The following is a 23,960-nucleotide window of genomic DNA, read 5'->3' as shown; positions in this document are numbered from 1 at the left end:
CCCCGGGGGTGACGAAGCGTGGAGCGGCGCATCGTTCCAAAAAGCCGCCTTCTCCCACCTCATGAAAACAAAAAATCCGCAGCCCGTTTCCGGACTGCGGATACATTCATCCCGTGGACGGCTTGATCAGCCGCCGTCGATTTCGGCGCCGATGATGGCGATTGCCTGCTGGTAGACGCTGGCGGCATTCCAGCCCTGGATCGCGCCGAAATTGGCCTGACCCTGCTGATAGCCGGCGCCGGCGCTCCAGCCATGGCCGCGCAGGAAGTTGGCGGTCGAGGCAAGCGCGTCCGCCTTGGAGCGAACCATGTCGATATGGCCGCTACCGTCGCCATCGACGCCGAATTTCAGCACATTGGCCGGCAGGAACTGCGTCTGGCCGATTTCGCCATGGGCTGCGCCGCGTGCGTCAGGGCTGAGGTCGCCGCGCTGCACAAGCGTCAGGGCCGCATAGAGCTGGTCGGTGAAAAAGTCGGAACGGCGGCAGTCAAACGACAGTGTCGAGACGGCTGAAAGCGTGTGTTCCTTGCCCATGAAACCGCCGAAGCCGGTTTCCATGCCCCAGATCGCGATGATCGGGCCAGCCGGAACACCGTAGCGCTTTTCGATGGAACTGAAGAGAGCGGCGTTCTGCGCCTTCATCTTCTTGCCGCGCGAAATGATCGTCTGGCCGCCACGCTTCTGCATGAACTGGCTCAGCGACAGCTTGAAACTCTTCTGGCCCCGGTCGGCACGGATCGTTGCCTTGTTGTAGGTGACGTTGGCGAAGGCCTTGTTCAGCACCGCCGGGCTGATGCCGCGGCCTGCGGCTTCGCCCTTGAAGTCCTCGACCCAGGCGTCGAAGCCTGCCGATGTGTTGCTGCATTGTGCAGCCGCTGCCACTGACGGCAGAATTGCTGCCGCAATCATCGCCGTGAAACCTGCCAGTACGCACTTTGCCTTGCGCATGAAATACCCCGTATTGCCCGAATCCAAAATTTATGACCGCAAAATGCCAGTCTTTGCGGTTTCTGTCACGACGTTGCTACAGTATTGAGAGGCCGCGTTTCACGTGAATCCTCCTTTTGACTGTGAAAAAACGTCACAGTTGCCTTTTTACAAAGAAACCCCGCATCCCGTTAACGGATCATGCGAGGCTTTTCACCCAATCGCGACGATAGAAACCAAAGGCTGGTCGCATCTCGATCGGGTATAATCGGATAAAACTTTATATTTTCTAATCAAGCAGCCTGTTTCTTGGCCTTGATCAGGCCGCGATTGACGAGGAGCTCGGCAATCTGGATGGCGTTGAGGGCAGCCCCCTTGCGCAGGTTGTCGGAAACCACCCAGATATTCAGGCCGTTCTCGACGGTTGCGTCCTCGCGGATGCGCGAAATATAGGTCGCATCTTCGCCGGCGCTTTCGTAAGGCGTGATGTAGCCGCCGTTTTCATGCTTGTCGATGACGATGCAGCCGGGCGCTTCGCGCAGGATGTCGCGGGCTTGGTCGGCGGTGATCTCGTTTTCGAATTCGATATTGATCGCTTCCGAATGACCGATGAACACCGGAACGCGCACGGCCGTGCAGGTCAGCTTGATCTTCGGATCGAGGATCTTCTTGGTTTCGGCCATCACCTTCCACTCTTCCTTCGTGTAGCCGTCTTCCATGAACACATCGATGTGCGGGATGACGTTGAAGGCGATGCGCTTGGTGAACTTCTTGCTTTCCATCGGATCGGCGACGAAGACGGCGCGGGTCTGGTTGAACAGCTCGTCCATGCCGTCCTTGCCGGCGCCGGAGACCGACTGGTAGGTGGAGACGACGACGCGCTTGATCTTGGCAAAGTCATGCAACGGCTTCAGCGCCACGACGAGCTGGGCGGTCGAGCAATTCGGGTTGGCGATGATGTTGCGCTTGGTGAATTGGGTGATGGCGTCGGGGTTGACTTCCGGAACCACCAGCGGCACGTCCTGATCGTAGCGCCAGGCCGAGGAGTTGTCGATGACGACGCAGCCCTGCGCGCCGATCTTCGGCGACCACTTCAGCGATACGGCGCCGCCGGCCGACATCAGGCAAATGTCGGTGTCGGAAAAATCGTAATTTTCGAGGTTCTTGACCTTCAGCGTCTTGTCGCCGAAGGACACTTCGGTGCCCTGGCTGCGGGCCGAGGCCAGCGCCACGACTTCGTCTGCCGGAAAACCCCGTTCTTCGAGGATGTTCAGCATCTCGCGGCCGACATTTCCGGTCGCGCCGGCAATAGCAATCTTGAAACCCATTGTCTTTGCTCTCTTTCTGTCTCTCCACGGGGCTTTGGGGGAAACCCGCCGGCCAAAGGCGCGGGTTTCAGGTCCCCGGCCGTGCCGGGGAGAGAGCGGTGGCCAGAGACGTCAGACGGTTTTCGTCGTCGTTTTGGCCGTTGTTTTGGAAGATATCGAGAAAGAACGAACCCGCCCGGCAGCAAATGCCGGGGCGATCAGCGCAGCGATGGCGTAACCAAAACGGTGCATGGTGGGTCCTTTTCCGCTGCTGCTCATACGCGGTTTTGGCGCGGAGTCAACAGGCAAGCAAGAAATGACGGTCGGCAAGGCACGCCGTCAAAACGTTACGGAAGTGTCATGCCGTTGTCATCGCGGGTGCCTATTGCGGGCCGTCAGCTCGAAAGCAAACCAAAAAGGGGTTTTCCATGCGTATGCTTCTGTCGGCGCTTGCCGCCACGACAATCCTCGCTGGTGCCGCACAGGCCACCACCGTTTATCCGCTGGATCGTGCCACGATTCTCGCTGGCTCGCCCTTCGATTTCAAGGTCGAGTTCAAGTCCGCCGTCAAGCCGGAAGACGTCAAGATCACCGTCAATGGCCAGGATTACAAGACGGTTCTGGGCAAGCAAGCCGAATTCGTCGCCGAAGAAAAAGGCAAGGACGACAAGGTCCTCGGCTCTGCCCTGATTGCCCGTGATCTCGTTCTGCCGACCGAAGGCGCCTATACGATCGAAGTGACCGCCGGCTCCGAATCGAAGTCGGTGACCTGGGACGTCTACAATACCGGCGAAACCCAGAAGGCCAAGAACATCATCTTCCTGCTCGGCGACGGCCTGTCCGTGGCCCATCGCACCGGCGCCCGCATCATGTCGAAGGGCATGACCGAAGGTAAGGCCAACGGCCGCCTCAACATGGATGACCTCGACCATATGGCTTTCGTCGGCACGTCATCGACCGAAGCGATCGCCACCGACAGTGCGAACACCATGTCGGCCTACATGACCGGCCATAAGACCGCCGTCAACGCGCTGGGTGTCTATGCCGACCGTACGCCCGACAGCTTCGATGACCCGAAGGTCGAAACCATCGCCGAAGCCATCCGCCGCCAGACGAAGAAGTCGATCGGTATCGTCTCGACTGCGGAAATCGAAGACGCGACGCCGGCTGCCGTCGTCGCCCATACCCGCAAGCGCGGCGACAAGGAGCAGATCGTCGGCATGATGTTCGACGTCAAGCCGGATGTCATCCTCGGCGGTGGTTCGGCCTATTTCCTCGGCAAGGACGTTCCGGGCTCCAAGCGCAAGGACGACAAGGACTATATCAAGCTGTTCCACGACGCCGGCTACACGCTCGCAACCGACAAATCCGAGCTTCAGACCGCAACCGGCACCAACACAGGCAAGATCCTCGGCCTCTTCCACACCGGCAACATGGATACGGCGCTGGACCGTGAGTTCCTGAAAAAAGGCACGGTCGAAAAATTCCCGAACCAGCCCGGCCTGGTCGATATGACCAAGGCGGCGCTCGGGGAATTGTCGAAGAACGAGGAAGGCTTCTTCCTGATGGTCGAAGGCGCCAATATCGACAAGATGTCCCATCCGCTGGATTGGGATCGCGCGCTGGTCGAAACCATCGAATTCGACAAGGCGGTCGGCGTTGCCCGCGAGTTCGCCGCAACCCATCCCGACACGCTGATCGTCGTCACCGGCGACCATGCCCACGGCGTTTCGATCATTGGCACCATCGATGATGAAAAGCCCGGCACCGAGATGCGCGAAAAGGTCGGCACCTACGCCGAAGCCGGATTCCCGAACTATACCGACGAAAACAAGGACGGTTATCCGGACAAGGTCGACGTCACTCGTCGCCTGTTCCTCAGCGCCAACAACGGCCCGGATCACTACGAGACCTTCCGTCCGAAGCTCGATGGTCCGTTCGTTCCGGCAATCCAGAACGAGAAGAAGGAATATATCGCCAACGAAGCCTACAAGGATGTTCCCGGTGCCGTCTTCGTGCAGGGTAACATTCCCAAGAGCGGCGATAGCGGCGTGCATTCGGTCGATGATGTCGTCCTGCAGGCAGCCGGTCCGGGTGCCGAGGGCTTCAAGGGGTATATGGAAGAAAGCGACATCTACCGCGTTCTCGCCGATACCCTGGCTCTTGGCGTCAAGCAGACAAACTGATCCATAATCGCGTCCGGCGGGCTGGTGAGACAGCCCGCCGTCAGGTGACTGAGGACCGACTTTGATGCGGTTGTTGGTGGGTGATACTGATACTCAACCGTCGTCATTCCTGTGCTCGTCACAGGAATCCAGTCAGCCCAAGTCTTTGGGCTGAAAGAGTCTTTTGACCCGACAGACGTCGGGTCACTGGATCCCCGCCACAAGGGCGAGGATGACGGGTTTGGAGAGCGCCCAATGCGAAAAATCCCCTGGAGAGGAATTGGGCTCTCATTACGACCGTTACCGAATGATAAGAATGGACTTCGTTAGCCGGGTTTCCGTTTCCCGGCCTGATATCATAAGTTAAGGTGGACGCCCGATGACCGGTCCCTTTGCGAGAACCACGCGCCGCGATGCGCTACGCCTCTTGGCCAGTCTGCCTTTGCTGGCGGCTGTGCGTCCGGCCGCAGCCGCCGTTCCGTCTCTGTCGTTCGATGAGCTCTACAGCAAGTTCGGCGTTCTCGGGCTGGAGTTCTCCGAAAAGGTGAAGTCGCTCGCCGGTCAGGACATCACCATCAAGGGTTTTATGGCACCGCCGCTGAAGGCCGAGGCCGCATTCTTCGTGCTGACCGAAATTCCCATGTCGCTCTGCCCGTTCTGTTCCTCGGACGCCGACTGGCCGGACAATATCGTCGTCGTCTATCTCGGTGAAAAGCAGACATTCGTGCAGCCGTCGCAGACGATCGAGGCGCGCGGGGTTCTCGAATTCGGGTCATGGACCGATCCCGAAACCGGTTTTGTCAGCCTGCTACGGCTGCGCAATGCCGAATACGCGTCGGTCTAACACCATGCTTTCGCTCGATCTCAATTCCGTGTCGGTTTCCTATCCGGGCCTTCCCACACCGGTTCTCGATATCCCTTCGCTGTCCATCGCCGCAGGCAGCCGTGTCGCGGTCACCGGTGCATCTGGCTCGGGAAAAAGCACGCTGGTCAATATCCTCACCGGGCTTGAACGCTGCGCACGCGGCGGCTCTGTCCAATGGGGCGGAACCGATATCGCCCTTATGCCGGAACGCAGCCGCGATCGCTGGCGCGGCGCGCATATCGGCCTCGTCATGCAGGATTTCCATCTGTTCCCGGGCTTGAGCGCGGTCGATAACATCCTTCTGCCCGCCCGCCTATCGCGCGCGATGAAACCGGGTTACCCGGATCGGGCGCTGATGCTGCTTTATGCCGTCGGTCTCTGCCGCGCCGACCAGAAAGTCGAAACCATGTCGCGCGGCGAAATGCAGCGCGTCGCGATTGCAAGGGCGCTGCTCAGAAAACCGGGCGTGCTGATCGCCGACGAGCCGACTGCAAGCCTCGACAGCGACAGCGGCGATGCCGTCGCCCGGCTGCTGATCGACCTGGCGGTCAACAATGAAAGCACGCTGATCGTCGTTTCCCATGATCCACGGCTGACCGGCAGGCTCGATCGCCGTATCACGTTGTCGGCCGGCCGGATTGCGTCGGATCGAGAGCACCGGGAAAAGGCTGCATGACCCGTTTCATCCTTTCTGATCTGCGCCGTCTCTGGGCGGGCTCGCTGGTCGTCGTGCTTCTGATCGCCTTTGCCACCGCACTTGGGGTCGCCGTCACCTTGCAGGAAAGAGCGCTCAGACTTGGCAGCGCCCGTGCCGCCGACCATTTCGATCTTGTCGTCGGCGCTCCGGGCAGCGAGACCCAGCTGCTGCTCTCCTCGATCTTCCTGCAGCCTTCTCCCCTGCCCCTGATGCCGGGCGATGTGCTGGGCAAGCTTGCGGCCGATCCGCGTGTGTCCTGGGCGGCCCCCGTCGGTTTCGGCGATTCCTTTTCCGGTTATCCGATCGTCGGCACGTCCACGGCACTTGTCGGCAATTTATCGGCGCTTTCTGAAGGACGCAGCTTTAGCACTGCCGGCGAAGCGGTCATCGGTGCCGCCGTGTCGCTGCCACTCGGCTATGCGGTAAAACCCATGCACGGCACTGCCGGCGGCGAAACGCATACGGAGCTTGCCTACCGCATCACCGGCCGCTTGGCGCCGACGGGAACATCCTGGGACCGGGCCATCCTGGTGCCCATCCGGGCCGTCTGGGGCCTGCATGGAATGGGCGCCCACGATCATGAGGCGGAAGAAGCGCACGCGGACAAACCGGCCGGAGACACGGCACGGGCGCCTGGTACCGAGGCCGCTCATCACGATGACGATCACGGCCATGGCGAACATGCTGCCATCGATCCTGATGCGCCGCTTGATGAACATTGGACGGCGGAAATCCCGGGCCTTCCAGCCATCCTCGTCAAGCCGAAGACCATCGCCGACGCCTACAAGCTGCGGCAGGATTATCGCGGCAATGGCACGCTTGCGGTTTTCCCGGGCGAGGTGCTGACCAATCTCTACGCGACGCTTGGCGATGCCAAGCGTGTGCTGTCGGCGGTCGCCGTCGGTGCGCAGATCCTGGTGGCCGCCGCCGTGCTCATGGTCACCGTCATGCATATCGGCCAGCGCCGCCGCCAGATCGGCGCGCTGAGAGCCTTTGGCGCGCCGCAATCCGCCGTGCTGGCGATCGTCTGGCTCGAGCTGTTCATCCTCATCGCGCTTGGCATTCTCTCAGGCTTTGCCATCGGCTACGGTGCCGCGATGCTGTTGTCGGCGATGGTTTCGGGTGAAAGCGGCATCGTCCTGCCGGTCGGTTTCACCCGCGACGATTTGAAGAGCGTGATCGCCATCGTGCTGTTTTCCGCTATCCTTGCGCTGGCACCGGCGCTTCTTGCCTACCGCCAGTCGCCGGCGGCGGCGCTGCGGGCCTGAGCTTATTCGACTAAAGTCATAATCCCAAAGCCGCTCTGCCACCCCAGGGGGTTTTCTGCCATTTTGGTCTCATGGCGCATTCCGCTTGCGAATCAGGGAGGATTCGGAGGCATTTGAGGGTGCGCACAAAGCCGTTTTTGAGTGGAGGACAAACGAAATGGCAGATGTCGCAGTAGCGCCCGGTGCAAAGGCTGCACCGATGACGGGCGAGCAGAAGAAGGTGATCTTCGCCTCTTCGCTCGGCACGATCTTCGAGTGGTACGATTTCTATCTCTACGGTTCGCTGGCCGTCTATATCGGCGCGACCTTCTTTTCCCAATATCCGGAAACCACCCGTAACATCTTCGCCCTTCTGGCGTTTGCGGCAGGCTTTCTGGTGCGTCCGTTCGGCGCGCTGGTGTTTGGCCGTCTCGGCGATCTCGTCGGCCGCAAATATACCTTCCTGGTCACCATCGTCATCATGGGCCTGTCGACGTTCCTCGTCGGCATCCTGCCTGGCGCCGCCTCGATCGGCATCGCCGCTCCGATTCTTCTGATCGTGCTGCGCATGCTGCAGGGCCTGGCGCTCGGCGGCGAATATGGCGGTGCTGCAACCTATGTGGCCGAACACGCGCCACAGGGCCGGCGCGGTTACTTCACCTCCTGGATCCAGACGACGGCGACGCTCGGTCTGTTCCTGTCGCTGGTGGTCATCGTTGCCGTGCAGATGATGCTCGGCAAGGAAGCCTTTGCAGCCTGGGGCTGGCGCGTGCCGTTCCTGCTCTCGTTCATCCTGCTCGGCGTTTCCGTCTGGATCCGTCTGAAGATGAACGAATCGCCCGCCTTCAAGAAGATGAAGGAAGAAGGCAAGGGCTCCAAGGCACCGCTGACGGAAGCGTTCGGCCAGTGGAGAAACGCCAAGATCGCGCTTCTGGCGCTGTTCGGCGCCGTCGTCGGCCAGGCCGTCGTCTGGTATACGGGCCAGTTCTACGCGCTGTTCTTCCTGCAGAACATCCTGAAGGTGGACGGCCAGTCGGCCAACATCATGGTCGCCATCTCGCTGTTGATCGGCACCGGCTTCTTCGTGCTGTTCGGGGCGCTGTCGGACAAGATCGGCCGCAAGCCGATCATCATGGCCGGCCTGGTGCTTGCCATGCTCACCTACTTCCCGCTGTTCAAGGCGTTGACCTGGGCCGGCAATCCGGCGCTCGCCGAAGCGCAGGAAACCATCCGGGCAACCGTTACGGCTGCTCCGGGCGACTGCAAGTTCCAGTTCAACCCGACCGGTACGGCGAAGTTCACGACCTCCTGCGATATCGCAACGTCGTTCCTGACGCGCAACTCTGTTCCCTATGACGTGGTGCCCGGCCCGGCCGGAACGCCGGCAACCGTCAAGATCGGCGAAGCAACGGTCACCGGCTATGACGCGATCGCGGCTGGCGACAAGGCCAAGGCATCGGGTTCGGCCTTCGAAAAGCAGATCAACATCGCCCTTCACGACGCCGGTTATCCGCTCGTTCGTGGCGCGGCAAAGGTTCCGGAAAGCAAGCTTGACGGCTTCGTCGCCGCCAATCCGGAATTGACGCTCGATGCCGCAGCCATTCGCGCCGGCGACAAGGCAGCCATGACCGGCGAACAGCTGGTTGCGGCCAAGCTGTTGACGGCGGAAGAAGCCACGGGCGTCACCGAGATGCCCGTCTACACCGTCGACAAGGGCGGTTCCTTCACCATGGTCGCCGATCCGGCCCGCGTCAGCTGGCTTGGCGTCATCGCCGTGCTCACCGTGCTCGTCATCTACGTGACGATGGTCTATGGCCCGATTGCAGCGCTTCTGGTCGAACTCTTCCCGACCCGCATCCGCTACACCGGCATGTCCCTGCCCTACCATATCGGCAACGGCTGGTTCGGTGGTCTGCTTCCGGCAACGGCCTTCGCGATGAGTGCCGCCCAAGGCGATATCTATTACGGCCTCTGGTACCCGATCGTGTTCGCCGGCATCACGTTGGTGATCGGCATGCTGTTCCTGCCCGAAACCAAGGATCGCGATATCCACACCATGGATTGATCCCGGCTGGATATCGATACGGAAAGCCCGGCGCAGTCCCCTGCGCCGGGCTTTTCATTGCGTCCGGCTCATCCCTTCGAAGGCTGGAAACTGTTTTTCGGCCGTGGCCAGCCCTTCTCGTCCAGCCGGAACAACCAGGTCTGCCGGGCAAAGAAGAAGGCCGTCATCAGCGCCGTCCACAATCCGACGAGCAATCCAGCGGCCACATCGCTCGGATAGTGCGCGCCGACCACGATCCGGCTGATGCCGATGGCCAAGGCTCCCAGCACAAAGACGATGCGCAGCCGTGGCGCTAGCATCGAGAATGCGCCGAAGAACGAGCCGACGGCTGCCGAATGGCCGGAGGGGAAACTCTGGAACACCCAGTCATGGCCGGAGAAGAACGACAGGCTGTGGGCGCCATACTCAGCGAAGAGTTCGGGCCGCGCCCGGCCGATCACCAGCTTGGCCAGATGCACCACGATGCTGGCGCTGCCGATCGTCACCAGGAAATACAATGCCAGCCGCCAGCCCGTCTTGCTTTTCGACGAAAAGCCTTCGCTGCGCGACACCCGGTGCAGGATATAGGCGACGATGACGATCGAGCCGGAACCGTAGATCATCCAGGCAAATGTACCGAAATCGGTGATCTTCTCGTTGAAGGCAACAACCCCGCCCGGCAGCCCCTGCGCCGTCTGCGAGATCAGACCATCGAAGGGCAGCAGCGCCGCAACCAAAAGGGCGGCCGCCAAAAGCAGCCAGAGAGACGAGGAAAGTGGTCGGTTCATGAACGGCCTTTCCCGATGTATCGGGTATTTGCGGGATGCTCCCTCTCTTCCCGTCATCCTCGCCCTTGTGGCGGGGATCCAGCGCGCTCACGTGGGTGAGCGAAAAGACTCTTTCACGCGACGGACGTCGCGTGGCTGGATTCCTGTGACAGGCACAGGAATGACGGAGCTGGAGCTAAGTCTCCGCAAACCTGTGGTCCTCTGGGCGAAGAATCAACCCCACCCGAACGAAAACGGCATCCAGGCCATGACCCGGATGCCGCACAATACCGTTAATCCGGCAGAATTTACGCCGAAAGCGCCTTGAATTCGGCGAGGATCGCATCGCCCATGTCGACGGTGCCGACCTGGCGGGCGCCGTCGGCCATGATGTCGCCGGTGCGGATCCCCTTGTCGAGAACGTTGGCGATGGCCTTTTCCAGGTTGTCGGCTTCCGTCACGAGATTGAAGGAGTAGCGCAGGCACATGGCAAACGAGGCGATCATCGCGATCGGGTTGGCAATGCCCTTGCCGGCAATGTCGGGGGCCGAGCCGTGCACGGGCTCATAGAGCGCCTTGCGCTTGCCGGTCTTGGCATCGGGCGCACCGAGCGAAGCCGACGGCAGCATGCCGAGCGAACCGGTGAGCATGGCGGCAACGTCCGACAGCATGTCGCCGAACAGGTTGTCGGTGACGATGACGTCGAACTGTTTTGGCGCACGAACAAGCTGCATGCCGCCGGCATCGGCCAGCATATGGTCGAGCGCGACGTCGGAATATTTCGCCTTGTGCGTCGCGGTCACCACCTGGTTCCACAACACGCCGGATTTCATGACGTTGCGCTTTTCCATCGAGCAGACGCGGTTGCCGCGGGTGCGGGCCAGTTCGAACGCGACGCCGGCGATGCGCTCGATCTCGTAGGTGTCATAGACCTGCGTGTCGATGCCGCGCTTCTGGCCGTTGCCGAGATCGATGATCTCCTTCGGTTCGCCGAAATAGACGCCGCCGGTCAGTTCGCGCACGATCAGGATGTCGAGGCCTTCGACCAGTTCGGGCTTCAGCGAAGACGCATTGGAAAGCGCCGGATAGCAGATCGCCGGGCGCAGGTTGGCAAACAGCTGCATGTCCTTGCGCAGGCGAAGCAAGCCTGCTTCCGGGCGCACCTCGTAGGGCACGTCATCCCATTTCGGGCCGCCGACGGCGCCGAACAGCACGGCGTCCGCTGCCATTGCTTTTTCCATGTCGGCGTCTGAAATCGCCGCGCCATGCGCGTCATAGGCGCAGCCGCCGACCAGGCCTTCGTCGATCGTGAAGCCACCGGCCATGTCGGCATTCATGTAGGCGATGATTTTGCGGACTTCCGCCATGGCTTCCGGGCCGATGCCGTCGCCGGGCAGAAGGAAAAGATTGCGCACTGTCATGGGGCATTCCTTATATCGAAGGGTGGGCTGTCAGGGTGTTGGCGCGTTCTTAACGCAACTTCCGTTCAAGGAAAATGCAGTTTTGGAAAGAATTGTGCGCGCACCGTCAGTTCCCTCCGGAACGGATGAGGACTATCCGAACGTCAGACGCTTCCATCGGGCCAAATTTATCTTCTGGCCGAGTTGATGAAACGATCAATGCGCATCATGCCGTGACGGCGGTCTTGCGAGCTTCGTTGGGCATGCTTCTCTTCAAGGATAATCAAAGCCGGACGACAGCTCCCTGTTCCATCCGGAACAGCGCCAATATCTGGCCTGTGGGATTGTCCGGTCACTGGATGAGCAAGGCTCATCCGCAGGATTGCAAGGAGAGACCCCGCATGCGCAGATTCGTTCTGACCGCCGCCGTCGCCATCATTGCCGCCGCTTCTTGCGCAGCCCCGTCGCAGGCCGGCTACTATACCGACGACTGCAAACCCTATTGCTACGTCAAGAAGGTCAGAACCTACGATCATGACGGCAATCTGATCGTCAAGAAGATCCGCGTCTGCGAATAAGCGCTCACCATTTCCGGCTTCCTCCCCGAGAGCCCGGCTGTCCCTGCAGCCGGGTTTTTGGTTTGCTGACGGGTCTCAAAATTGCTGCTTTATGACGTGGCCACTCCCACCTTCCGTCATGCTCGCCCTTGTGGCGGGCATCCAGTGACCCGACGTCCGTCGGGTCAAAAAGACTTTTCAGCCCAAAGACTTGGGCTGGCTGGACTCCTGTGACAAGCACAGGAGTGACGGAGGTTTGGCTGCCGATAGCCTTTCCAATGACCTACCGATAATGAGACATGCTTTTGCCATCAGTGCTGGCCCGGGTGTCCTCGCAGCCGCGTTTGTGGTCTTGCAACCCTACCCCTTGAAAAAAGCCAGCATATCGGGATTGAGAATCTCCGGATGCGTCGAGAGCATGCCGTGCGGCAGTCCTTCATAGCTCTTCAGCGTTCCGTTCTTCAGCAGTTTTACCGAAAGCGGTGCCGAGTCGTCATAGGGAACGATCTGGTCGTCGGTTCCGTGCAGGACCAGCACCGGAACCTCGATCTTCTTGAGGTCCTCGGTAAAATCGGTTTCGGAAAACGCCTTGATACACTCGTAATGGGCGTTGGCGGCACCCATCATTCCCTGCCGCCACCAATTGTCGATCAGCCCTTGGGAAATCTTGGCGCCGGGACGGTTGAAGCCGTAGAACGGGCCGGTCGGCACATCGATGAAGAATTGGGCGCGGTTTGCCACAAGGGCGCTGCGCAGACCGTCGAAGACATCGATCGGTAGCCCACCTGGATTTCGGTCCGATTTCACCATGACCGGCGGCACGGCACCGGCGATGACCGCCTTGCCGACCCGTCCCGGCTTGGCGCGCGCCACATAACGGACGACCTCACCGCCGCCGGTGGAATGGCCGACATGGAAGGCGTTCTTGAGGTCCAGCGCGTCGGTGAGTGCTGCAACGTCGGCGGCATAGGTATCCATTTCGTGGCCGGTCGATGTCTGCGTCGAGCGTCCATGGCCACGGCGGTCGTGGGCGATGACGCGAAATCCCTGCGCCAGGAAGTAGAGCATCTGGTTATCCCAGTCGTCGGCGCTCAGCGGCCAGCCGTGATGGAAGACGATCGGCTGCGCGTCGCGCGCACCCCAATCCTTGTAGAAGATTTCCGTTCCGTCGTTTGTGGTGATGCTGCTCATTCGTGCGGTTCCTTTTGAGAGGACGGGGTGAAAGGCAAGACGGCAGAATGCCTGTCGTCCATGCCGGCCGCAACACGTTTTAAGCCGATTGCGCAGGGATTGCTGATCAGCTCCAGTCCCTGTCGCCCCGGCGCCATCTGTGCAGATCGTACCAGGCGACGAGAAGAAAGGCTCCGGCCAGCCCGAGATGCTCGAAGAAGAAGTTCATCGTCATGAAGCGCTCCTGCCCCAGCGGCATTTCCCAGAACCGCAGGGCAATGAATGTTGCAAGCACGGTAAACACGGCCAGAGACAGCGCGCCGATCCACCGCAGGAAACCGCTGATGACCATGACCGAAGCGCTCAGCTGGAAAAGGATGACCACGGCGGCGATCGGCCTTGCCGGCAAAAGCTGGTATCGCTCCATCTCGGCGACGGCGCTGCCGAAATCCAGGAGCTTGGTCACGCCGCTCAGGATATAGATAGAGCAAAGCGCCAGGAGCCCCAGCCAGCGGACCGGATGGCTGGTGAAAACCGGCGTGCAGACGCCGGCGAGTTTGGCTTCCATTCTCAACAGCATCGTTTTCCCCTTCTGGCGTGGACGTTCAAGCGGGATGCTACATGTCTCTGCGTTGAAATCGAACAGTTTTTTTGAAATTGTCCTCTCCCAGAATCCCCGCCCAAAAAAACCGTGCCATGATCATGGCGTTCTGTCACGGATGCACCGCAAGACGTTTGCGGCGAGGCAGGGCTGGCGCTCCACGTGAAGCCTCGTGGTCTTCGATGAGAAGGCTGCGAACGTCAGGCGGACCGGAAGGAGAGCCCCCGGAAAATGGATTCCCCCTGTCCTTCTGGGGCGGGTGTGCCTGTGTGGCACGCATGCCGGGTCGAGAACCGTGACGTACCGGAGCCGTGAGCTTAACGCCGGAACCGGAATCCTATGTCGCGGCAATCGTCCCGGGTCAGAGAATCCGCAGTCGGGGTCTGTAGGGAGGAAAGCTCCCGAGAGAACGCCAAACGGGGCGCTGGAAGGCGTCAAATATATTTACTCATTAGAGGCGGTTTCCAGTGCCCCGTCCGATTGAGTGCATGTTTTCAAAACCACGGCGAACACCGCGCGGGGATGCTTTTTGCTGCCCGCCCCTGAAGGAGCGATTATGCCCTGTGTCAAACCCGAAATATCACCGGCAACCGAAGTGATGGTCCGTGTCGCTTCGACGTTCTGGCTCAATCATCTCGCTTGCGGCGTGCGCCGCTGCCGCCGCGATTGCCGTTGCCTCGCAAGAAAGACCAGGTTTGGACATATTCTCTGTGTTGCCCAGATGGAAGATCGCGAAATCACGGAGATGCTTGATTTTTGCTGCGACACTGTCGAGTTGGCGACACCGCAACAGGTGGCTGCAGGGCTTGCCGGGGCGAAGACGGACGACGAACGCGAGATGATCCTGTTCCGGCGTCAGATCTTTCTCTATTTTCACGCGGAACTGGCAAAAGCGGGCCTAATAGAGCCTTTGGGGCCACCCTTTGTCGAGAGCTGACGTGTCAGCCCTTGAAGGCGGTGACTTCGATCTCGATCAGCATTTCCGGGCGGATAAGGTCGCAGACCACCATCGTTGCGGCCGGGCGGATGTCGCCGAAGGCTTCGCCGAGGATCGGGAAGACGAGATCGGCAAAGGCGGCATCGGTGACGTAATAGTGATTGCGCACCGCATCCTTGAGCGAGAATCCGGCGCCGGTCAGCGCCGCCTCGATCGTCTTCAGGCAATTGCGGGTCTGCTCTTCCACCGTCTGCGGCATGGTCATCGTCTGGTAATCGTAGCCGGTGGTACCGGAAACGAAGCACCAGTCGCCCTGCACGACAGCCCGCGAATAACCCGCCGTCTTTTCAAACGGCGAGCCGGAAGAGATCAGTTTTCGCGGGCTGGGCATTCCGGGTCAGGCCCAGGGATGCGAGGCGGCATTGGCCTTTTCGAACGTGTCGATCGCCGTTGCCTTTTCCAGCGTCAGGCCGATATCGTCGAGGCCGTTCAGCATGCAGTGGCGGCGGAACGCGTCGAGTTCGAAGGTGATCTTGCCGCCGTCCGGGCCGGTGATTTCCTGGTTTTCCAGATCGACCGTCAGGATGGCGTTGGAGCCGCGCGAGGCGTCATCCATCAGCTTTTCCAGGTCTTCCGGCGAAACCACGACCGGCAGGATGCCGTTCTTGAAACAGTTATTGTAGAAGATGTCGGCAAACGAGGTCGAAATGACGCAGCGGATGCCGAAGTCGAGCAGCGCCCACGGGGCATGCTCGCGCGACGAGCCACAGCCGAAATTGTCGCCGGCAACCAGGATATTGGCATTCTGGTAGGCGGGCTTGTTGAGAACGAAATCCTCGTTGACCGTGCCGTCTTCATGATAGCGCGCTTCGGCGAAAAGCCCGATGCCGAGACCGGTGCGCTTGATCGTCTTCAGGTAATCCTTCGGAATGATCATGTCCGTGTCGATATTGACGACGGGGAGCGGCGCGGCAACGCCGGTGAGCTTGACGAACTTGTCCATGGCAATGGCCTTCGATTTCAACGGGGCGGAAGAATTTCCGCCCAGCGTGTAGAGCAATTTCACGCCGAAATGAAGGAGAATCTTGTTGCGCGCTGCGGGAAAGCCCGCAAACCGGCCTCAGAGATCGATGATCGTGCCGCGGCCGTCGTTCCAGATGCGCGGTTCGCGCTGCTGGCGGTTGCGGTTGACGGTGGCGCGCACCGGCTTGGGCGCAAGCCGCGCGGCAATCGTCATGCTGATCATCACCACCGAGGCGATGCCGATCAGGGCAAGGCCGAGCGAGGCGGTAAACACGAAGGCCATCAGCGTGAAAGCGATGCCTGCGATTGTCAGGAGGAGAGAGCGTATGCTTTGCATTGTCGTCACCTTTCGTTGCCTGAGATGTGGGTTCGCCCGCGCCGCGTTGCAAGACCTACTTCCGTATCACAGGTCTGCCTTGCGAAAATGGCGAAAGCCGGGCACAAAAGCCGCATGAACTCGCCTGCACCCCTGAACTCGCCTGCATCAGAGAGTAGAGCATGATGCCGTCCGAAACCTCCGCACCCTTTTCGGCATCGTCCTCTGGCGACCGCCACCCGGCCCGTCTGCGCCGCTCGGTTCTGTGCGTACCCGCCGACAATGCCCGCGCCCTTGCCAAGATCGCCAGTCTTGCCTGCGATGCGGTGATCTACGATCTCGAAGATGCAGTCTCCGTCGACAACAAGGTTGCCGCCCGCCAGACGCTGGCCGATCATCTGCAGCGGCAGCGCCGCAGCGATATCGAAGTGATCATCCGCATCAACGATCTGAAGACACCGTTCGGCGAGAAAGATCTGGCCTTCGCCCTGACGCTGTCGCCCGATGCCATCCTTTTGCCGAAGGTCGAAAGCCCGCAGGATATCCAGGCGGTCGTTGATTTCCTTTCGGAAAACGATGCCCCGGACAACGTACGTCTCTGGGCGATGATCGAAACCCCGCGCGGCGTGCTCAATGCGGCGGCGATTGCCGAAACCGGAAGAACCTCCGGCGGCAGGCTTGATTGTTTCGTGCCGGGGCTGAACGATCTGCGCAAGGATACCGGCGTGGCCGCCCTGCCCGGCCGCACCTATCTGATTGCCTGGCTGATGCAGATCCTGCTCGCCGCCCGCAGCTGCGGCCTCGATATCATCGACGCCGTCTTCAACGATTTCCGGGATGATGCGGGTTTCGCGGCGGAATGCGCTGAGGGCCGCGACATGGGCTTCGATGGCAAAATGCTGATCCACCCGGCCCAGATCGGCCCGGCCAACGGCGCCTTCGGTGTCGCCGACGCCGCCCTTGCTGACGCCCGGTCGATCATCGATGCCTTTGCGCTGCCGGAAAATGCCGATAAAGCCGTCATCAATCTCAACGGCCAGATGGTCGAGCGTCTCCACCTCGATCAAGCTCTGCGGCTCGCCGCCAAGGCCGATACCATCAACCAAAAAGGAAAAAACCCTTGAAACTTTATCGCCTGCTGACTGCCATCGACGACGCCACCTTCTGCCACAAGGTCACGGCCGCTCTCAACAAGGGCTGGGACCTCTACGGTTCGCCGACCTATGCCTGGAACCAGGAAACGCGGGCAATGATGTGCGGCCAGGCTGTCGTCAAGGATGTCGAAGGCAAGGAATACACCTCCGACACCAAGCTCTCCGAACACTGACCCCGATGGACTGAATGGCTGGGACGGTTAAATCCGTCTCAGCCGCCCACATGCTCGACGCTTTCCTCGATCCGCTCCATGTCGTCGTCCGACAGGCCGAAATGATGGCCGATCTCGTGGATCAGCACATGGGTGATGATGTCGCCCAGCGTCTCCTCGTTCTCAGCCCAATAATCGAGAATCGGCCGGCGGTAGAGAATGATCCGGTTCGGCATCTCGCCGGTTTCCATGGTGAAACGCTCGCCGATGCCGCGTCCCTCGAACAGTCCGAGCAGATCAAACGGCGTTTCCAGCGCCATGTCCTCGAAAACGTCCTCATCCGGAAAATCGTCGATCTCGATGGTCAGATCGGTCGCCAGCGCCCGGAATTCGTCCGGCAGGTGGCTGTAAGCCTCCAGTGCCAGGGATTCGAATGTGCTGATTGTCGGCGCGTGGCGTTCCCGCCAATCGTCGCTCTGGTCTATGCGGGCCATGGGCACTCCTTGCTTGCCCCCTGATATAGCCATTTCCCCAGCGTTTTTCGAGGGTTGAATTTGGTTGGACCCTGTCAAGGAATAAATTCTTAGAGAATCCCGTTGACTCTTCTTTGAAGCTCTGGAATCTATAAGAACATAACAGGAACAATTTGAATTGGAGTGACGTCATGGTGCAGACGCCCATGACGCGCGAGCGTCTTTCTGCGCTCCGCGAAGAGATCGCAAGGCTGGAAAATGAAAACGTCCCCGGGCTCCTGAAAGCGGCCAGGAAGGGCGCTCCGGCGGGCTTCGAGCAGAAGATCGGCAACGAGGATGCAGGCGTTTCCAGGCAGGTTCTTCCCCTCGGTATCGCCGCACTCGACGATATCCTCCAAGGCGGTTTGCCGCTTGGCGGGCTCACAGAAATCCGTACCGCGGAAACCCGGGATGCAGGTGCTGCGATGGGTTTTGTTCTCGCATTGGCGGTGCTTTGCCAAGATCGCGGACAGGCAGTCTCGCCCGTTCTTTGGATCGGTCAGGGAATGACTGCGTCTGAAGCCGGTCCTCCCTATGGCCGTGGGCTGCAGGCCTATGGGCTGGATACTGGCCGTTGCATCTTCAGCAGCCCCCGAACTGTCGCCGATGCGCTCTGGATTGCTGAAGCGGCGCTCTCGGTCCCGGTCTTTACGGCTATCATTCTGGAAATCCGGGGAAACCCGGCCCAGTTCGGCCTGAACGAAAGCCGCCGCCTGCATATGCGAGCGCGAACAGGCAAAGTGCCGATTTTTCTTCTGCGGCAGGCGGGTGAGGAAGAGGCGAGCAGTGCCATCTTCCGGTTCCGTGTTGCCCCTGCCCCCGCCGCTGGGCGGCCGCTTCCGGATGGATCGATGCTGGCCGGCAGCATCGGCAATCCGGTCTTCCGGGTCGCCGTTGAGAAAAGCAGGGCCTTTGCACCTCTTGAGCTTTTGATGGAATGGAGTTCCCATGCCCGCCGTTTCCGAGATCTCGTCCCAGAGACAGCCGCTTCTGCTGCAAAACGCCAGCCAGCGCATTCTGTCGCTGAACTTCCCGCATCTGCCGGCGGACCGGGTGGCGCGGATGAAATGGGGCGTGTCATGGCTTTCCAGAAAGCGTCCTGATTTTCCGCCGCTGGTTTTTGTCGACCGTATCCAGAATGCCATGCGCATTGCAGCCCTTGATATCTGCGGTGAAAAGGCCGGGTTGAAACGCGGACAGGGTCTGGCGGAGGCGCGCGCCATGCTTCCAGGCATCGAGATCATTCCAGCCGATCCTGCTGCCGACAAGGGTCTGTTGACATCGCTTGCCGACTGGTGCGACCGCTATACGCCGCTTGTGGCGATGGATGGAGCGAACGGGCTCTATCTGGACATCAGCGGTTGCGTCCATCTGCATGGCAGCGAACAATCGCTTCTGACCGACATCCTCTCCCGGCTTTTTCGCCTGGGCATCGAGGCACGTGGTGCAATTTCCTCTTCAGCGGGCCTTTCCTGGGCGATGGCGCGCTACCGGCCGGGGGAAATTGCCGGGCCTCAGGATGCCGAAGACGTCCTGTCTTGCCTGCCCCTTGCGGCACTCAGGCTTCCCCTAGAAACGATCGAGACGCTGGCGCGCGTCGGTCTGAAAACGGTCGGCGATCTCATTCCTCTGCCGCGGGCGCCTTTAGCCCGCCGGTTCGGCCCGTCGGTGCTTCTACGCCTCGATCAGGCTCTTGGATTCGAAGACGAGCCGCTTTCTCCACGCCTTCCGGTGGCCAGCCTGTCGGCGGAGCGGCGCCTTGCCTCTCCCATTCAGGATGAGGACGATATTCTCGGCCTGACATTGCAGCTTGCCAAGAGCCTGCGGCAGAGCTTGGAAGAACGCGAGGAAGGGGGCCGCCTGTTCGAACTCGTGCTCTTCCGTGTGGATGGCAAGGTCTTCCGCATTCGGGCCGCTACGTCGGCTGCATCGAAAGATCCCGAGCGCATCGCCGCGCTGTACCGCGAGCGTCTTCAGGCCATTCACGACGATCTCGATGCCGGCTACGGTTTCGAAATCCTTCGTCTCTGCGTGCTGAAGACGGAACGCTATGTTGCCATCCAGGAAGATTTTTCCGGGAGATCGGATCAGACCCGCTCCCTGTCGGCCTTTGCCGATCGGGTCATGGCGCGCTTCGGGCCGGAGAGCCTGTCCGTGCTGGTGCTGCAGGAAAGCCATGTGCCCGAAAGGGCGGCGGGCTTTTCTCCGATTGCCGATATCGCCGGGCTCTCTGCGCAGCAGAGGCTTGATATGCCCGCCGCCGCCCTGCCCTCCGTTCGCCCCTTGCGGCTTTTCCGTCATCCGGAACGGGTGGACGCGATCGCGACCGAATTGCCGGAAGGCGCGCCGGCAAGCTTCAAGTGGCGCAAGATCACCTATCAGGTAGCCCGGGCCGAAGGTCCGGAGCGGATCGCCGGCGAATGGTGGATCGACGGAGAAGATGCGCTGACGCGGGATTATTTCCGGATCGAGGATTCGGATGGACGGCGCTTCTGGCTGTTTCGCGATGGCCTCTACGGCCAGACCGTCGCGCCCCCGCAATGGTTCCTGCATGGGATTTTCGCATGAGCGCCGCACCGGTCTTTTATGAGCTTGGCGCCAGAACCAACTTTTCCTTTCTGGAAGGGTCTACTCCGGCCGAGATCATGGTGGTCACGGCCCGGAAAATCGGGCTGGCGGGTCTCGGGATCGCGGATCGCAATACGGTGGCCGGCGTGGTTCGCGCCCATGCCAAGGCAAAGATCGAGAACTATGCGTTTCAACCTGGTGCCCGCCTGGTTTTTGCCGATGGCACACCGGATATTCTCGCCTATCCGCGCAATCGGCGGGGCTGGGCGCATCTGTGCCGCATGCTCAGCGCGGGAAACCTTCGGTCTAAAAAAGGAACCTGCACGCTGTTCCTGTCCGATCTGCTCGAATGGCAGGACGAGCTTCAGCTGATCGTTCTGGAAGGCGCCGGCCGTCCCGATGCTCCGATGCTGACCAACCTTTTGTCCAAACTCAGTGATTATGCCGGACATCGGCTCCATCTCGGCATGACACCGCATTATGACGGGTTCGATCAGCACGACTTCGCCAGTCTGGCTGCAATTGCCTTAAAGACAGGAACTCGGCTTATTGCCAGTAATGATGCGCTCTATCACGCGGCCGATCATAGGCCGATGGCGGATATCGTCACCGCTATCCGGGAGCATGTCACGATCGCAGGGGCAGGCCTGCGCCTTCAGGCCAATGCTGAGCGTCATTTGAAAAACCCGGTAGAGATGACCAGGATCTTTCGCGATTATCCCGATGCCATCGCCAACACTGCCAAATTCTTTCGCCGGCTATCCTTCAACCTCGACGAATTGAAGCATAATTATCCGACGGAGAGTGGCGAGGATGAAACCCCGGCGCTCAGACTGCAGCGGCTTGTCCGTGAAGGCGCGATGCTTCGCTATCCCGGCGGTGTTCCCTTAAAGGTCGAACGCCAGCTGGCCTACGAACTCGAACTGATTCAAACCAAGGAATACGAGCCCTATTTCCTGACCGTCCACAAGCTGGTGAACTTTGCCCGCAGCAAGGGCATTCTCTGCCAGGGGCGGGGATCGGCAGCCAATTCGTCGGTCTGCTTTTGCCTGGGCGTCACCGAAGTCGATCCACAGAAATTCACCCTGCTGTTCGACCGCTTCCTGTCGCGCGATCGCGACGAGCCACCGGATATCGACATCGATTTCGAGCATGCACGCCGCGAGGAGGTGATCCAGTATATCTACCGGGAATATGGCAAGGAGCATGCCGGTCTTGCATCGGCCGTCATCAGCTACCGTGCCCGCTCGGCTGGCCGTGAGGTGGCCAAGGTTTTCGGCCTTTCCGAGGATGTGCAGTCGGCGCTTTCCAGCTCGATCTGGGGCTGGTGGACCACGTCTTTTTCGCAGGAGCAGGCAAAAGCCGCCGGTCTCGATATGACGGACCCGACCACGTTGCGGGTGTTGAACTATGCCGGCCTGCTGATGGAATATCCGCGCCATCTGTCGCAGCATGTCGGCGGCTTCGTCATTACCAAGGACCGTCTCGACGAGGTCGTGCCAATCATGAACACGGCCATGCCCGATCGCTACATGGTCGAATGGGACAAGGACGATCTGGACAATCTGAAGATTCTGAAGATCGACGTGCTGGCGCTCGGCATGCTCACCTGTCTCGCCAAGGCCTTCAAGCTGCTGGAAAATCATTACAACGCGCCCAAAAGGCTGTCGCAGGTCTATGAAGACATTCAACCGACCGTCTACGACATGATTTGCCGGGCCGATACGGTCGGCGTCTTCCAGATCGAGAGCCGGGCGCAGATGAGCATGCTGCCCCGTCTGCGGCCACGGGAGTTCTACGATCTCGTCATCGAAGTCGCCATCGTCCGGCCGGGACCTATCCAAGGCGACATGGTCCACCCCTATCTGAAACGGCGGCAAAACCCGGATGCTGTGGAATATCCAAGCGAGGAATTGCGGGAGGTTTTGAAGCGAACCCTTGGTGTGCCGCTGTTTCAGGAGCAGGCCATGCAGATTGCCATAACCGCTGCCAAATTCACCCCCGCCGAAGCCGACAAGCTTCGCCGGGCCATGGCAACATTCCGTCGAACCGGCCAGGTCGCCCATTTCGAGGAGCGCATGGTGAAAGGCATGATCGATAATGGCTACCAGCGTGACTTCGCCGAGCGCTGTTTCAATCAGATCAAAGGTTTTGGCGAATATGGCTTTCCGGAAAGCCATGCAGCTTCATTTGCCCTGCTGGTCTACGCCTCTTCCTGGTTCAAGACCTATTATCCCGACATTTTCTGCGCCGCTCTGCTCAATTCCCAGCCTATGGGGTTTTACCCACCCGCCCAGTTGGTGCGGGATGCACGCGAGCATGGCGTGAAGGTTCTGCCGGTCGATATCAATATATCCGATTGGGATGCCGCTCTTGAGGGTGATGCTATGTTCGATCCCAGCGATATAGAGCCGCGCCATAGGGAGATGCGCGATGTCATCAGGACGGGAAAAGCAATCCGGCTAGGCTTTTCGCTGGTCAAAGGCCTGCGTCAGGTGGATATGGTTGAAAAACTTGTTGCCCATCGCGGCGGCGGTTATTCCTCGGTGCGGGATCTTTGGCTGCGGTCAGGCCTGACGCGCTCGGCCATCGAGCGTCTCGCGGATGCAGACGCTTTCCGATCGATCGGGCTCGACCGGCGCGCAGCGCTCTGGGCGGTCAAATCGCTCGACGGGAAGTCCGCAGCGGAAAGACTTCCGCTGTTCGAACAGGCTGGTCAGAGCGATCTTCAGCAGGAGCCGGAGGTCATCCTACCCCAGATGCCGCAGGGCGAGCATGTCATCAACGACTATCGCTATCTGAGCTTGTCGCTGAAAGCACATCCCGTTTCCTTCCTGCGCGAAGATTTTTCAAGGCAGGCGATCGTCACGAACCGCAGCCTGGATTCAGTCCGAAACGGCCGCATGGTGACAATCGCCGGTCTCGTTCTGGTACGCCAGCGGCCGGGAACGGCAAAGGGCGTGATCTTCATGACGCTTGAGGACGAAACTGGCGTTGCCAATGCCATCATCTGGAAAAATGTATTCGAGATGTATCGTTCCGTTGTCATGGGCGCGCGCCTGGTCAAGATCAGGGGGCGCCTGCAAAGTGCCAGCGGCGTCATCCATGTGGTTGCAAGCCATCTGGAGGATATGACACCGGCGCTCGGCATTCTCCAGAAAGAGGCAAGGGGTTTTGGCGCCAATGCCAGATCCGATGAAGTGCTGAGGCCCACGGGCGATCACCGGCAAGAGCATGGGTTTCGAAAAGACAGCCACCCTCATGACGAGGCAGAGAATCGTCGGGACATGATCGAAACTGTGAACGTCATGCCGAAGGGAAGAAACTTTCATTGAACGCGCCGATCCGCGTCGCCGAAGGCAAACCGGATGTTTGTAACAAAAATTGTTTGTATTTTTGCCACTCAAGAAAACTTGAATTTGACCGCAAAGCCGGTCTCGTCTGCCCTTGCGCTTATTAAGCTAATGAAAACACGATGTTTTCTATCAAGTTTAGAATTGCTCTAATATCTACCGCTGAATTTGTCGCGACGACCTAGCGCCATTTTTTGT

22 protein-coding genes are annotated in these 23,960 nt (G+C 60.1%); 12 read left to right on the top strand and 10 right to left on the bottom strand.

Annotated features, from left to right (window positions below; all coding sequences use genetic code 11):
- Positions 1–126: 126 nt before the first annotated feature.
- Together ACP7E6_RS19690 and ACP7E6_RS19685 are read right to left on the bottom strand one after the other, a co-directional pair.
- A complete protein-coding gene (locus ACP7E6_RS19690) occupies positions 127–948 on the bottom strand; it encodes a lytic murein transglycosylase (RefSeq protein WP_426231400.1) in 822 nt (273 codons plus the stop codon).
- Positions 949–1,220: 272 nt separating this feature from the next.
- Positions 1,221–2,255 (bottom strand): aspartate-semialdehyde dehydrogenase, encoded by a 1,035-nt coding sequence (locus tag ACP7E6_RS19685; protein ID WP_113247375.1) that lies wholly within the window; start codon positions 2,253–2,255, stop codon positions 1,221–1,223.
- A 407-nt stretch (positions 2,256–2,662) separates the two neighbouring features.
- On the opposite strand from ACP7E6_RS19685, the gene ACP7E6_RS19680 reads away from it, so the two are divergent.
- The 5 genes from ACP7E6_RS19680 to ACP7E6_RS19660 all read left to right on the top strand — a co-directional run bounded on the left by ACP7E6_RS19680 (position 2,663) and on the right by ACP7E6_RS19660 (position 9,273).
- Positions 2,663–4,420 carry an alkaline phosphatase gene (locus tag ACP7E6_RS19680; protein WP_426231399.1) on the top strand — a complete coding sequence of 586 codons (1,758 nt, stop codon included), beginning with the start codon at positions 2,663–2,665 and terminating at the stop codon, positions 4,418–4,420.
- 358 nt (positions 4,421–4,778) lie between these two features.
- Entirely contained in the window at positions 4,779–5,243 is a 465-nt protein-coding gene (locus ACP7E6_RS19675; RefSeq protein ID WP_426231398.1) for a hypothetical protein, read from the top strand.
- A gap of 4 nt (positions 5,244–5,247) precedes the next feature.
- Complete coding sequence (locus ACP7E6_RS19670) at positions 5,248–5,940, top strand: ABC transporter ATP-binding protein (RefSeq protein ID WP_426231499.1); 693 nt, start codon at positions 5,248–5,250, stop codon at positions 5,938–5,940.
- Positions 5,937–7,229 carry an ABC transporter permease gene (locus tag ACP7E6_RS19665; RefSeq protein ID WP_426231397.1) on the top strand — a complete coding sequence of 431 codons (1,293 nt, stop codon included), beginning with the start codon at positions 5,937–5,939 and terminating at the stop codon, positions 7,227–7,229. The genes ACP7E6_RS19670 and ACP7E6_RS19665 overlap by 4 nt, the downstream gene beginning before the upstream one ends.
- 157 nt (positions 7,230–7,386) lie before the next feature.
- Complete coding sequence (locus ACP7E6_RS19660) at positions 7,387–9,273, top strand: MFS transporter (protein WP_426231396.1); 1,887 nt, start codon at positions 7,387–7,389, stop codon at positions 9,271–9,273.
- Positions 9,274–9,341: 68 nt separating this feature from the next.
- Here ACP7E6_RS19660 and ACP7E6_RS19655 read toward each other — a convergent pair whose 3' ends face one another.
- The gene (locus tag ACP7E6_RS19655; protein ID WP_426231395.1) at positions 9,342–10,040 is read right to left on the bottom strand and encodes a phosphatase PAP2 family protein; all 699 of its coding nucleotides are present in this window, start codon (positions 10,038–10,040) and stop codon (positions 9,342–9,344) included.
- Between the two features lie 287 nt (positions 10,041–10,327).
- Positions 10,328–11,440, bottom strand: a complete 1,113-nt coding sequence (gene leuB / locus ACP7E6_RS19650; RefSeq protein ID WP_426231394.1) for a 3-isopropylmalate dehydrogenase — start codon at positions 11,438–11,440, stop codon at positions 10,328–10,330.
- 380 nt (positions 11,441–11,820) lie between these two features.
- Here leuB and ACP7E6_RS19645 point away from each other — a divergent pair, with 380 nt between their 5' ends.
- Positions 11,821–11,997 carry a hypothetical protein gene (locus ACP7E6_RS19645; protein ID WP_426231393.1) on the top strand — a complete coding sequence of 59 codons (177 nt, stop codon included), beginning with the start codon at positions 11,821–11,823 and terminating at the stop codon, positions 11,995–11,997.
- A 339-nt stretch (positions 11,998–12,336) separates the two neighbouring features.
- On the opposite strand, the gene ACP7E6_RS19640 is transcribed toward ACP7E6_RS19645, so the two are convergent.
- Positions 12,337–13,167 carry an alpha/beta fold hydrolase gene (locus tag ACP7E6_RS19640; RefSeq protein ID WP_426231392.1) on the bottom strand — a complete coding sequence of 277 codons (831 nt, stop codon included), beginning with the start codon at positions 13,165–13,167 and terminating at the stop codon, positions 12,337–12,339.
- A 106-nt stretch (positions 13,168–13,273) separates the two neighbouring features.
- Positions 13,274–13,726, bottom strand: coding sequence for a DoxX family protein (locus tag ACP7E6_RS19635; protein ID WP_426231391.1), 453 nt, complete (start codon positions 13,724–13,726; stop codon positions 13,274–13,276).
- A gap of 550 nt (positions 13,727–14,276) precedes the next feature.
- On the opposite strand from ACP7E6_RS19635, the gene ACP7E6_RS19630 reads away from it, so the two are divergent.
- Positions 14,277–14,684 carry a hypothetical protein gene (locus ACP7E6_RS19630; protein ID WP_426231390.1) on the top strand — a complete coding sequence of 136 codons (408 nt, stop codon included), beginning with the start codon at positions 14,277–14,279 and terminating at the stop codon, positions 14,682–14,684.
- Between the two features lie 4 nt (positions 14,685–14,688).
- Here the strand turns inward: ACP7E6_RS19630 and ACP7E6_RS19625 are convergent, their stop codons facing one another.
- The 3 genes from ACP7E6_RS19625 to ACP7E6_RS19615 all read right to left on the bottom strand — a co-directional run bounded on the left by ACP7E6_RS19625 (position 14,689) and on the right by ACP7E6_RS19615 (position 16,044).
- Positions 14,689–15,075, bottom strand: a complete 387-nt coding sequence (locus tag ACP7E6_RS19625) for a RidA family protein (RefSeq protein WP_426231389.1) — start codon at positions 15,073–15,075, stop codon at positions 14,689–14,691.
- A 6-nt stretch (positions 15,076–15,081) separates the two neighbouring features.
- Positions 15,082–15,687 carry a 3-isopropylmalate dehydratase small subunit gene (leuD, locus tag ACP7E6_RS19620; protein WP_426231388.1) on the bottom strand — a complete coding sequence of 202 codons (606 nt, stop codon included), beginning with the start codon at positions 15,685–15,687 and terminating at the stop codon, positions 15,082–15,084.
- Between the two features lie 117 nt (positions 15,688–15,804).
- Positions 15,805–16,044 (bottom strand): hypothetical protein, encoded by a 240-nt coding sequence (locus ACP7E6_RS19615; RefSeq protein ID WP_426231387.1) that lies wholly within the window; start codon positions 16,042–16,044, stop codon positions 15,805–15,807.
- 161 nt (positions 16,045–16,205) lie between these two features.
- On the opposite strand from ACP7E6_RS19615, the gene ACP7E6_RS19610 reads away from it, so the two are divergent.
- The gene (locus ACP7E6_RS19610) at positions 16,206–17,147 is read left to right on the top strand and encodes an HpcH/HpaI aldolase/citrate lyase family protein (RefSeq protein ID WP_426231386.1); all 942 of its coding nucleotides are present in this window, start codon (positions 16,206–16,208) and stop codon (positions 17,145–17,147) included.
- Entirely contained in the window at positions 17,144–17,350 is a 207-nt protein-coding gene (locus ACP7E6_RS19605; RefSeq protein ID WP_426231385.1) for a DUF1737 domain-containing protein, read from the top strand. Before ACP7E6_RS19610 ends, ACP7E6_RS19605 begins: the two co-directional genes overlap by 4 nt.
- 38 nt (positions 17,351–17,388) lie before the next feature.
- On the opposite strand, the gene ACP7E6_RS19600 is transcribed toward ACP7E6_RS19605, so the two are convergent.
- The gene (locus ACP7E6_RS19600; RefSeq protein WP_426231384.1) at positions 17,389–17,823 is read right to left on the bottom strand and encodes a metallopeptidase family protein; all 435 of its coding nucleotides are present in this window, start codon (positions 17,821–17,823) and stop codon (positions 17,389–17,391) included.
- Between the two features lie 170 nt (positions 17,824–17,993).
- Here ACP7E6_RS19600 and ACP7E6_RS19595 point away from each other — a divergent pair, with 170 nt between their 5' ends.
- The 3 genes from ACP7E6_RS19595 to ACP7E6_RS19585 are packed head-to-tail and all read left to right on the top strand — an operon-like array spanning position 17,994 to position 23,744.
- A complete protein-coding gene (locus ACP7E6_RS19595; RefSeq protein ID WP_426231383.1) occupies positions 17,994–18,944 on the top strand; it encodes an ImuA family protein in 951 nt (316 codons plus the stop codon).
- A 40-nt stretch (positions 18,945–18,984) separates the two neighbouring features.
- Positions 18,985–20,409 (top strand): DUF6504 family protein, encoded by a 1,425-nt coding sequence (locus tag ACP7E6_RS19590; protein ID WP_426231498.1) that lies wholly within the window; start codon positions 18,985–18,987, stop codon positions 20,407–20,409.
- Positions 20,406–23,744 (top strand): error-prone DNA polymerase, encoded by a 3,339-nt coding sequence (locus tag ACP7E6_RS19585; protein ID WP_426231382.1) that lies wholly within the window; start codon positions 20,406–20,408, stop codon positions 23,742–23,744. Before ACP7E6_RS19590 ends, ACP7E6_RS19585 begins: the two co-directional genes overlap by 4 nt.
- The last annotated feature ends 216 nt before the right edge of the window (positions 23,745–23,960 follow it).

Source organism: Pararhizobium sp. DWP3-4 (genome assembly GCF_049898205.1).
Taxonomy (GTDB): domain Bacteria; phylum Pseudomonadota; class Alphaproteobacteria; order Rhizobiales; family Rhizobiaceae; genus Pararhizobium.
The sequence above is the reverse complement of the archived record's forward strand: the minus strand, read 5'-3'. Positions and strand labels throughout refer to the sequence as shown.

What these genes read in the sequence shown, in the direction of transcription:
- ACP7E6_RS19690 (WP_426231400.1), bottom strand. Translation starts at nt 948, where the DNA reads ATGCGCAAGGCAAAGTGCGTACTGGCAGGTTTCACGGCGATGATTGCG.
- ACP7E6_RS19680 (WP_426231399.1), top strand. Translation starts at nt 2,663, where the DNA reads ATGCGTATGCTTCTGTCGGCGCTTGCCGCCACGACAATCCTCGCTGGT.
- ACP7E6_RS19645 (WP_426231393.1), top strand. Translation starts at nt 11,821, where the DNA reads ATGCGCAGATTCGTTCTGACCGCCGCCGTCGCCATCATTGCCGCCGCT.
- ACP7E6_RS19625 (WP_426231389.1), bottom strand. Translation starts at nt 15,075, where the DNA reads ATGCCCAGCCCGCGAAAACTGATCTCTTCCGGCTCGCCGTTTGAAAAG.
- ACP7E6_RS19635 (WP_426231391.1), bottom strand. Translation starts at nt 13,726, where the DNA reads ATGCTGTTGAGAATGGAAGCCAAACTCGCCGGCGTCTGCACGCCGGTT.
- ACP7E6_RS19670 (WP_426231499.1), top strand. Translation starts at nt 5,248, where the DNA reads ATGCTTTCGCTCGATCTCAATTCCGTGTCGGTTTCCTATCCGGGCCTT.
- ACP7E6_RS19615 (WP_426231387.1), bottom strand. Translation starts at nt 16,044, where the DNA reads ATGCAAAGCATACGCTCTCTCCTCCTGACAATCGCAGGCATCGCTTTC.
- ACP7E6_RS19665 (WP_426231397.1), top strand. Translation starts at nt 5,937, where the DNA reads ATGACCCGTTTCATCCTTTCTGATCTGCGCCGTCTCTGGGCGGGCTCG.
- ACP7E6_RS19655 (WP_426231395.1), bottom strand. Translation starts at nt 10,040, where the DNA reads ATGAACCGACCACTTTCCTCGTCTCTCTGGCTGCTTTTGGCGGCCGCC.
- leuD (WP_426231388.1), bottom strand. Translation starts at nt 15,687, where the DNA reads ATGGACAAGTTCGTCAAGCTCACCGGCGTTGCCGCGCCGCTCCCCGTC.
- ACP7E6_RS19640 (WP_426231392.1), bottom strand. Translation starts at nt 13,167, where the DNA reads ATGAGCAGCATCACCACAAACGACGGAACGGAAATCTTCTACAAGGAT.
- ACP7E6_RS19595 (WP_426231383.1), top strand. Translation starts at nt 17,994, where the DNA reads ATGGTGCAGACGCCCATGACGCGCGAGCGTCTTTCTGCGCTCCGCGAA.
- ACP7E6_RS19675 (WP_426231398.1), top strand. Translation starts at nt 4,779, where the DNA reads ATGACCGGTCCCTTTGCGAGAACCACGCGCCGCGATGCGCTACGCCTC.
- ACP7E6_RS19660 (WP_426231396.1), top strand. Translation starts at nt 7,387, where the DNA reads ATGGCAGATGTCGCAGTAGCGCCCGGTGCAAAGGCTGCACCGATGACG.
- ACP7E6_RS19585 (WP_426231382.1), top strand. Translation starts at nt 20,406, where the DNA reads ATGAGCGCCGCACCGGTCTTTTATGAGCTTGGCGCCAGAACCAACTTT.
- ACP7E6_RS19600 (WP_426231384.1), bottom strand. Translation starts at nt 17,823, where the DNA reads ATGGCCCGCATAGACCAGAGCGACGATTGGCGGGAACGCCACGCGCCG.
- ACP7E6_RS19610 (WP_426231386.1), top strand. Translation starts at nt 16,206, where the DNA reads ATGATGCCGTCCGAAACCTCCGCACCCTTTTCGGCATCGTCCTCTGGC.
- ACP7E6_RS19685 (WP_113247375.1), bottom strand. Translation starts at nt 2,255, where the DNA reads ATGGGTTTCAAGATTGCTATTGCCGGCGCGACCGGAAATGTCGGCCGC.
- leuB (WP_426231394.1), bottom strand. Translation starts at nt 11,440, where the DNA reads ATGACAGTGCGCAATCTTTTCCTTCTGCCCGGCGACGGCATCGGCCCG.
- ACP7E6_RS19590 (WP_426231498.1), top strand. Translation starts at nt 18,985, where the DNA reads ATGCGCATTGCAGCCCTTGATATCTGCGGTGAAAAGGCCGGGTTGAAA.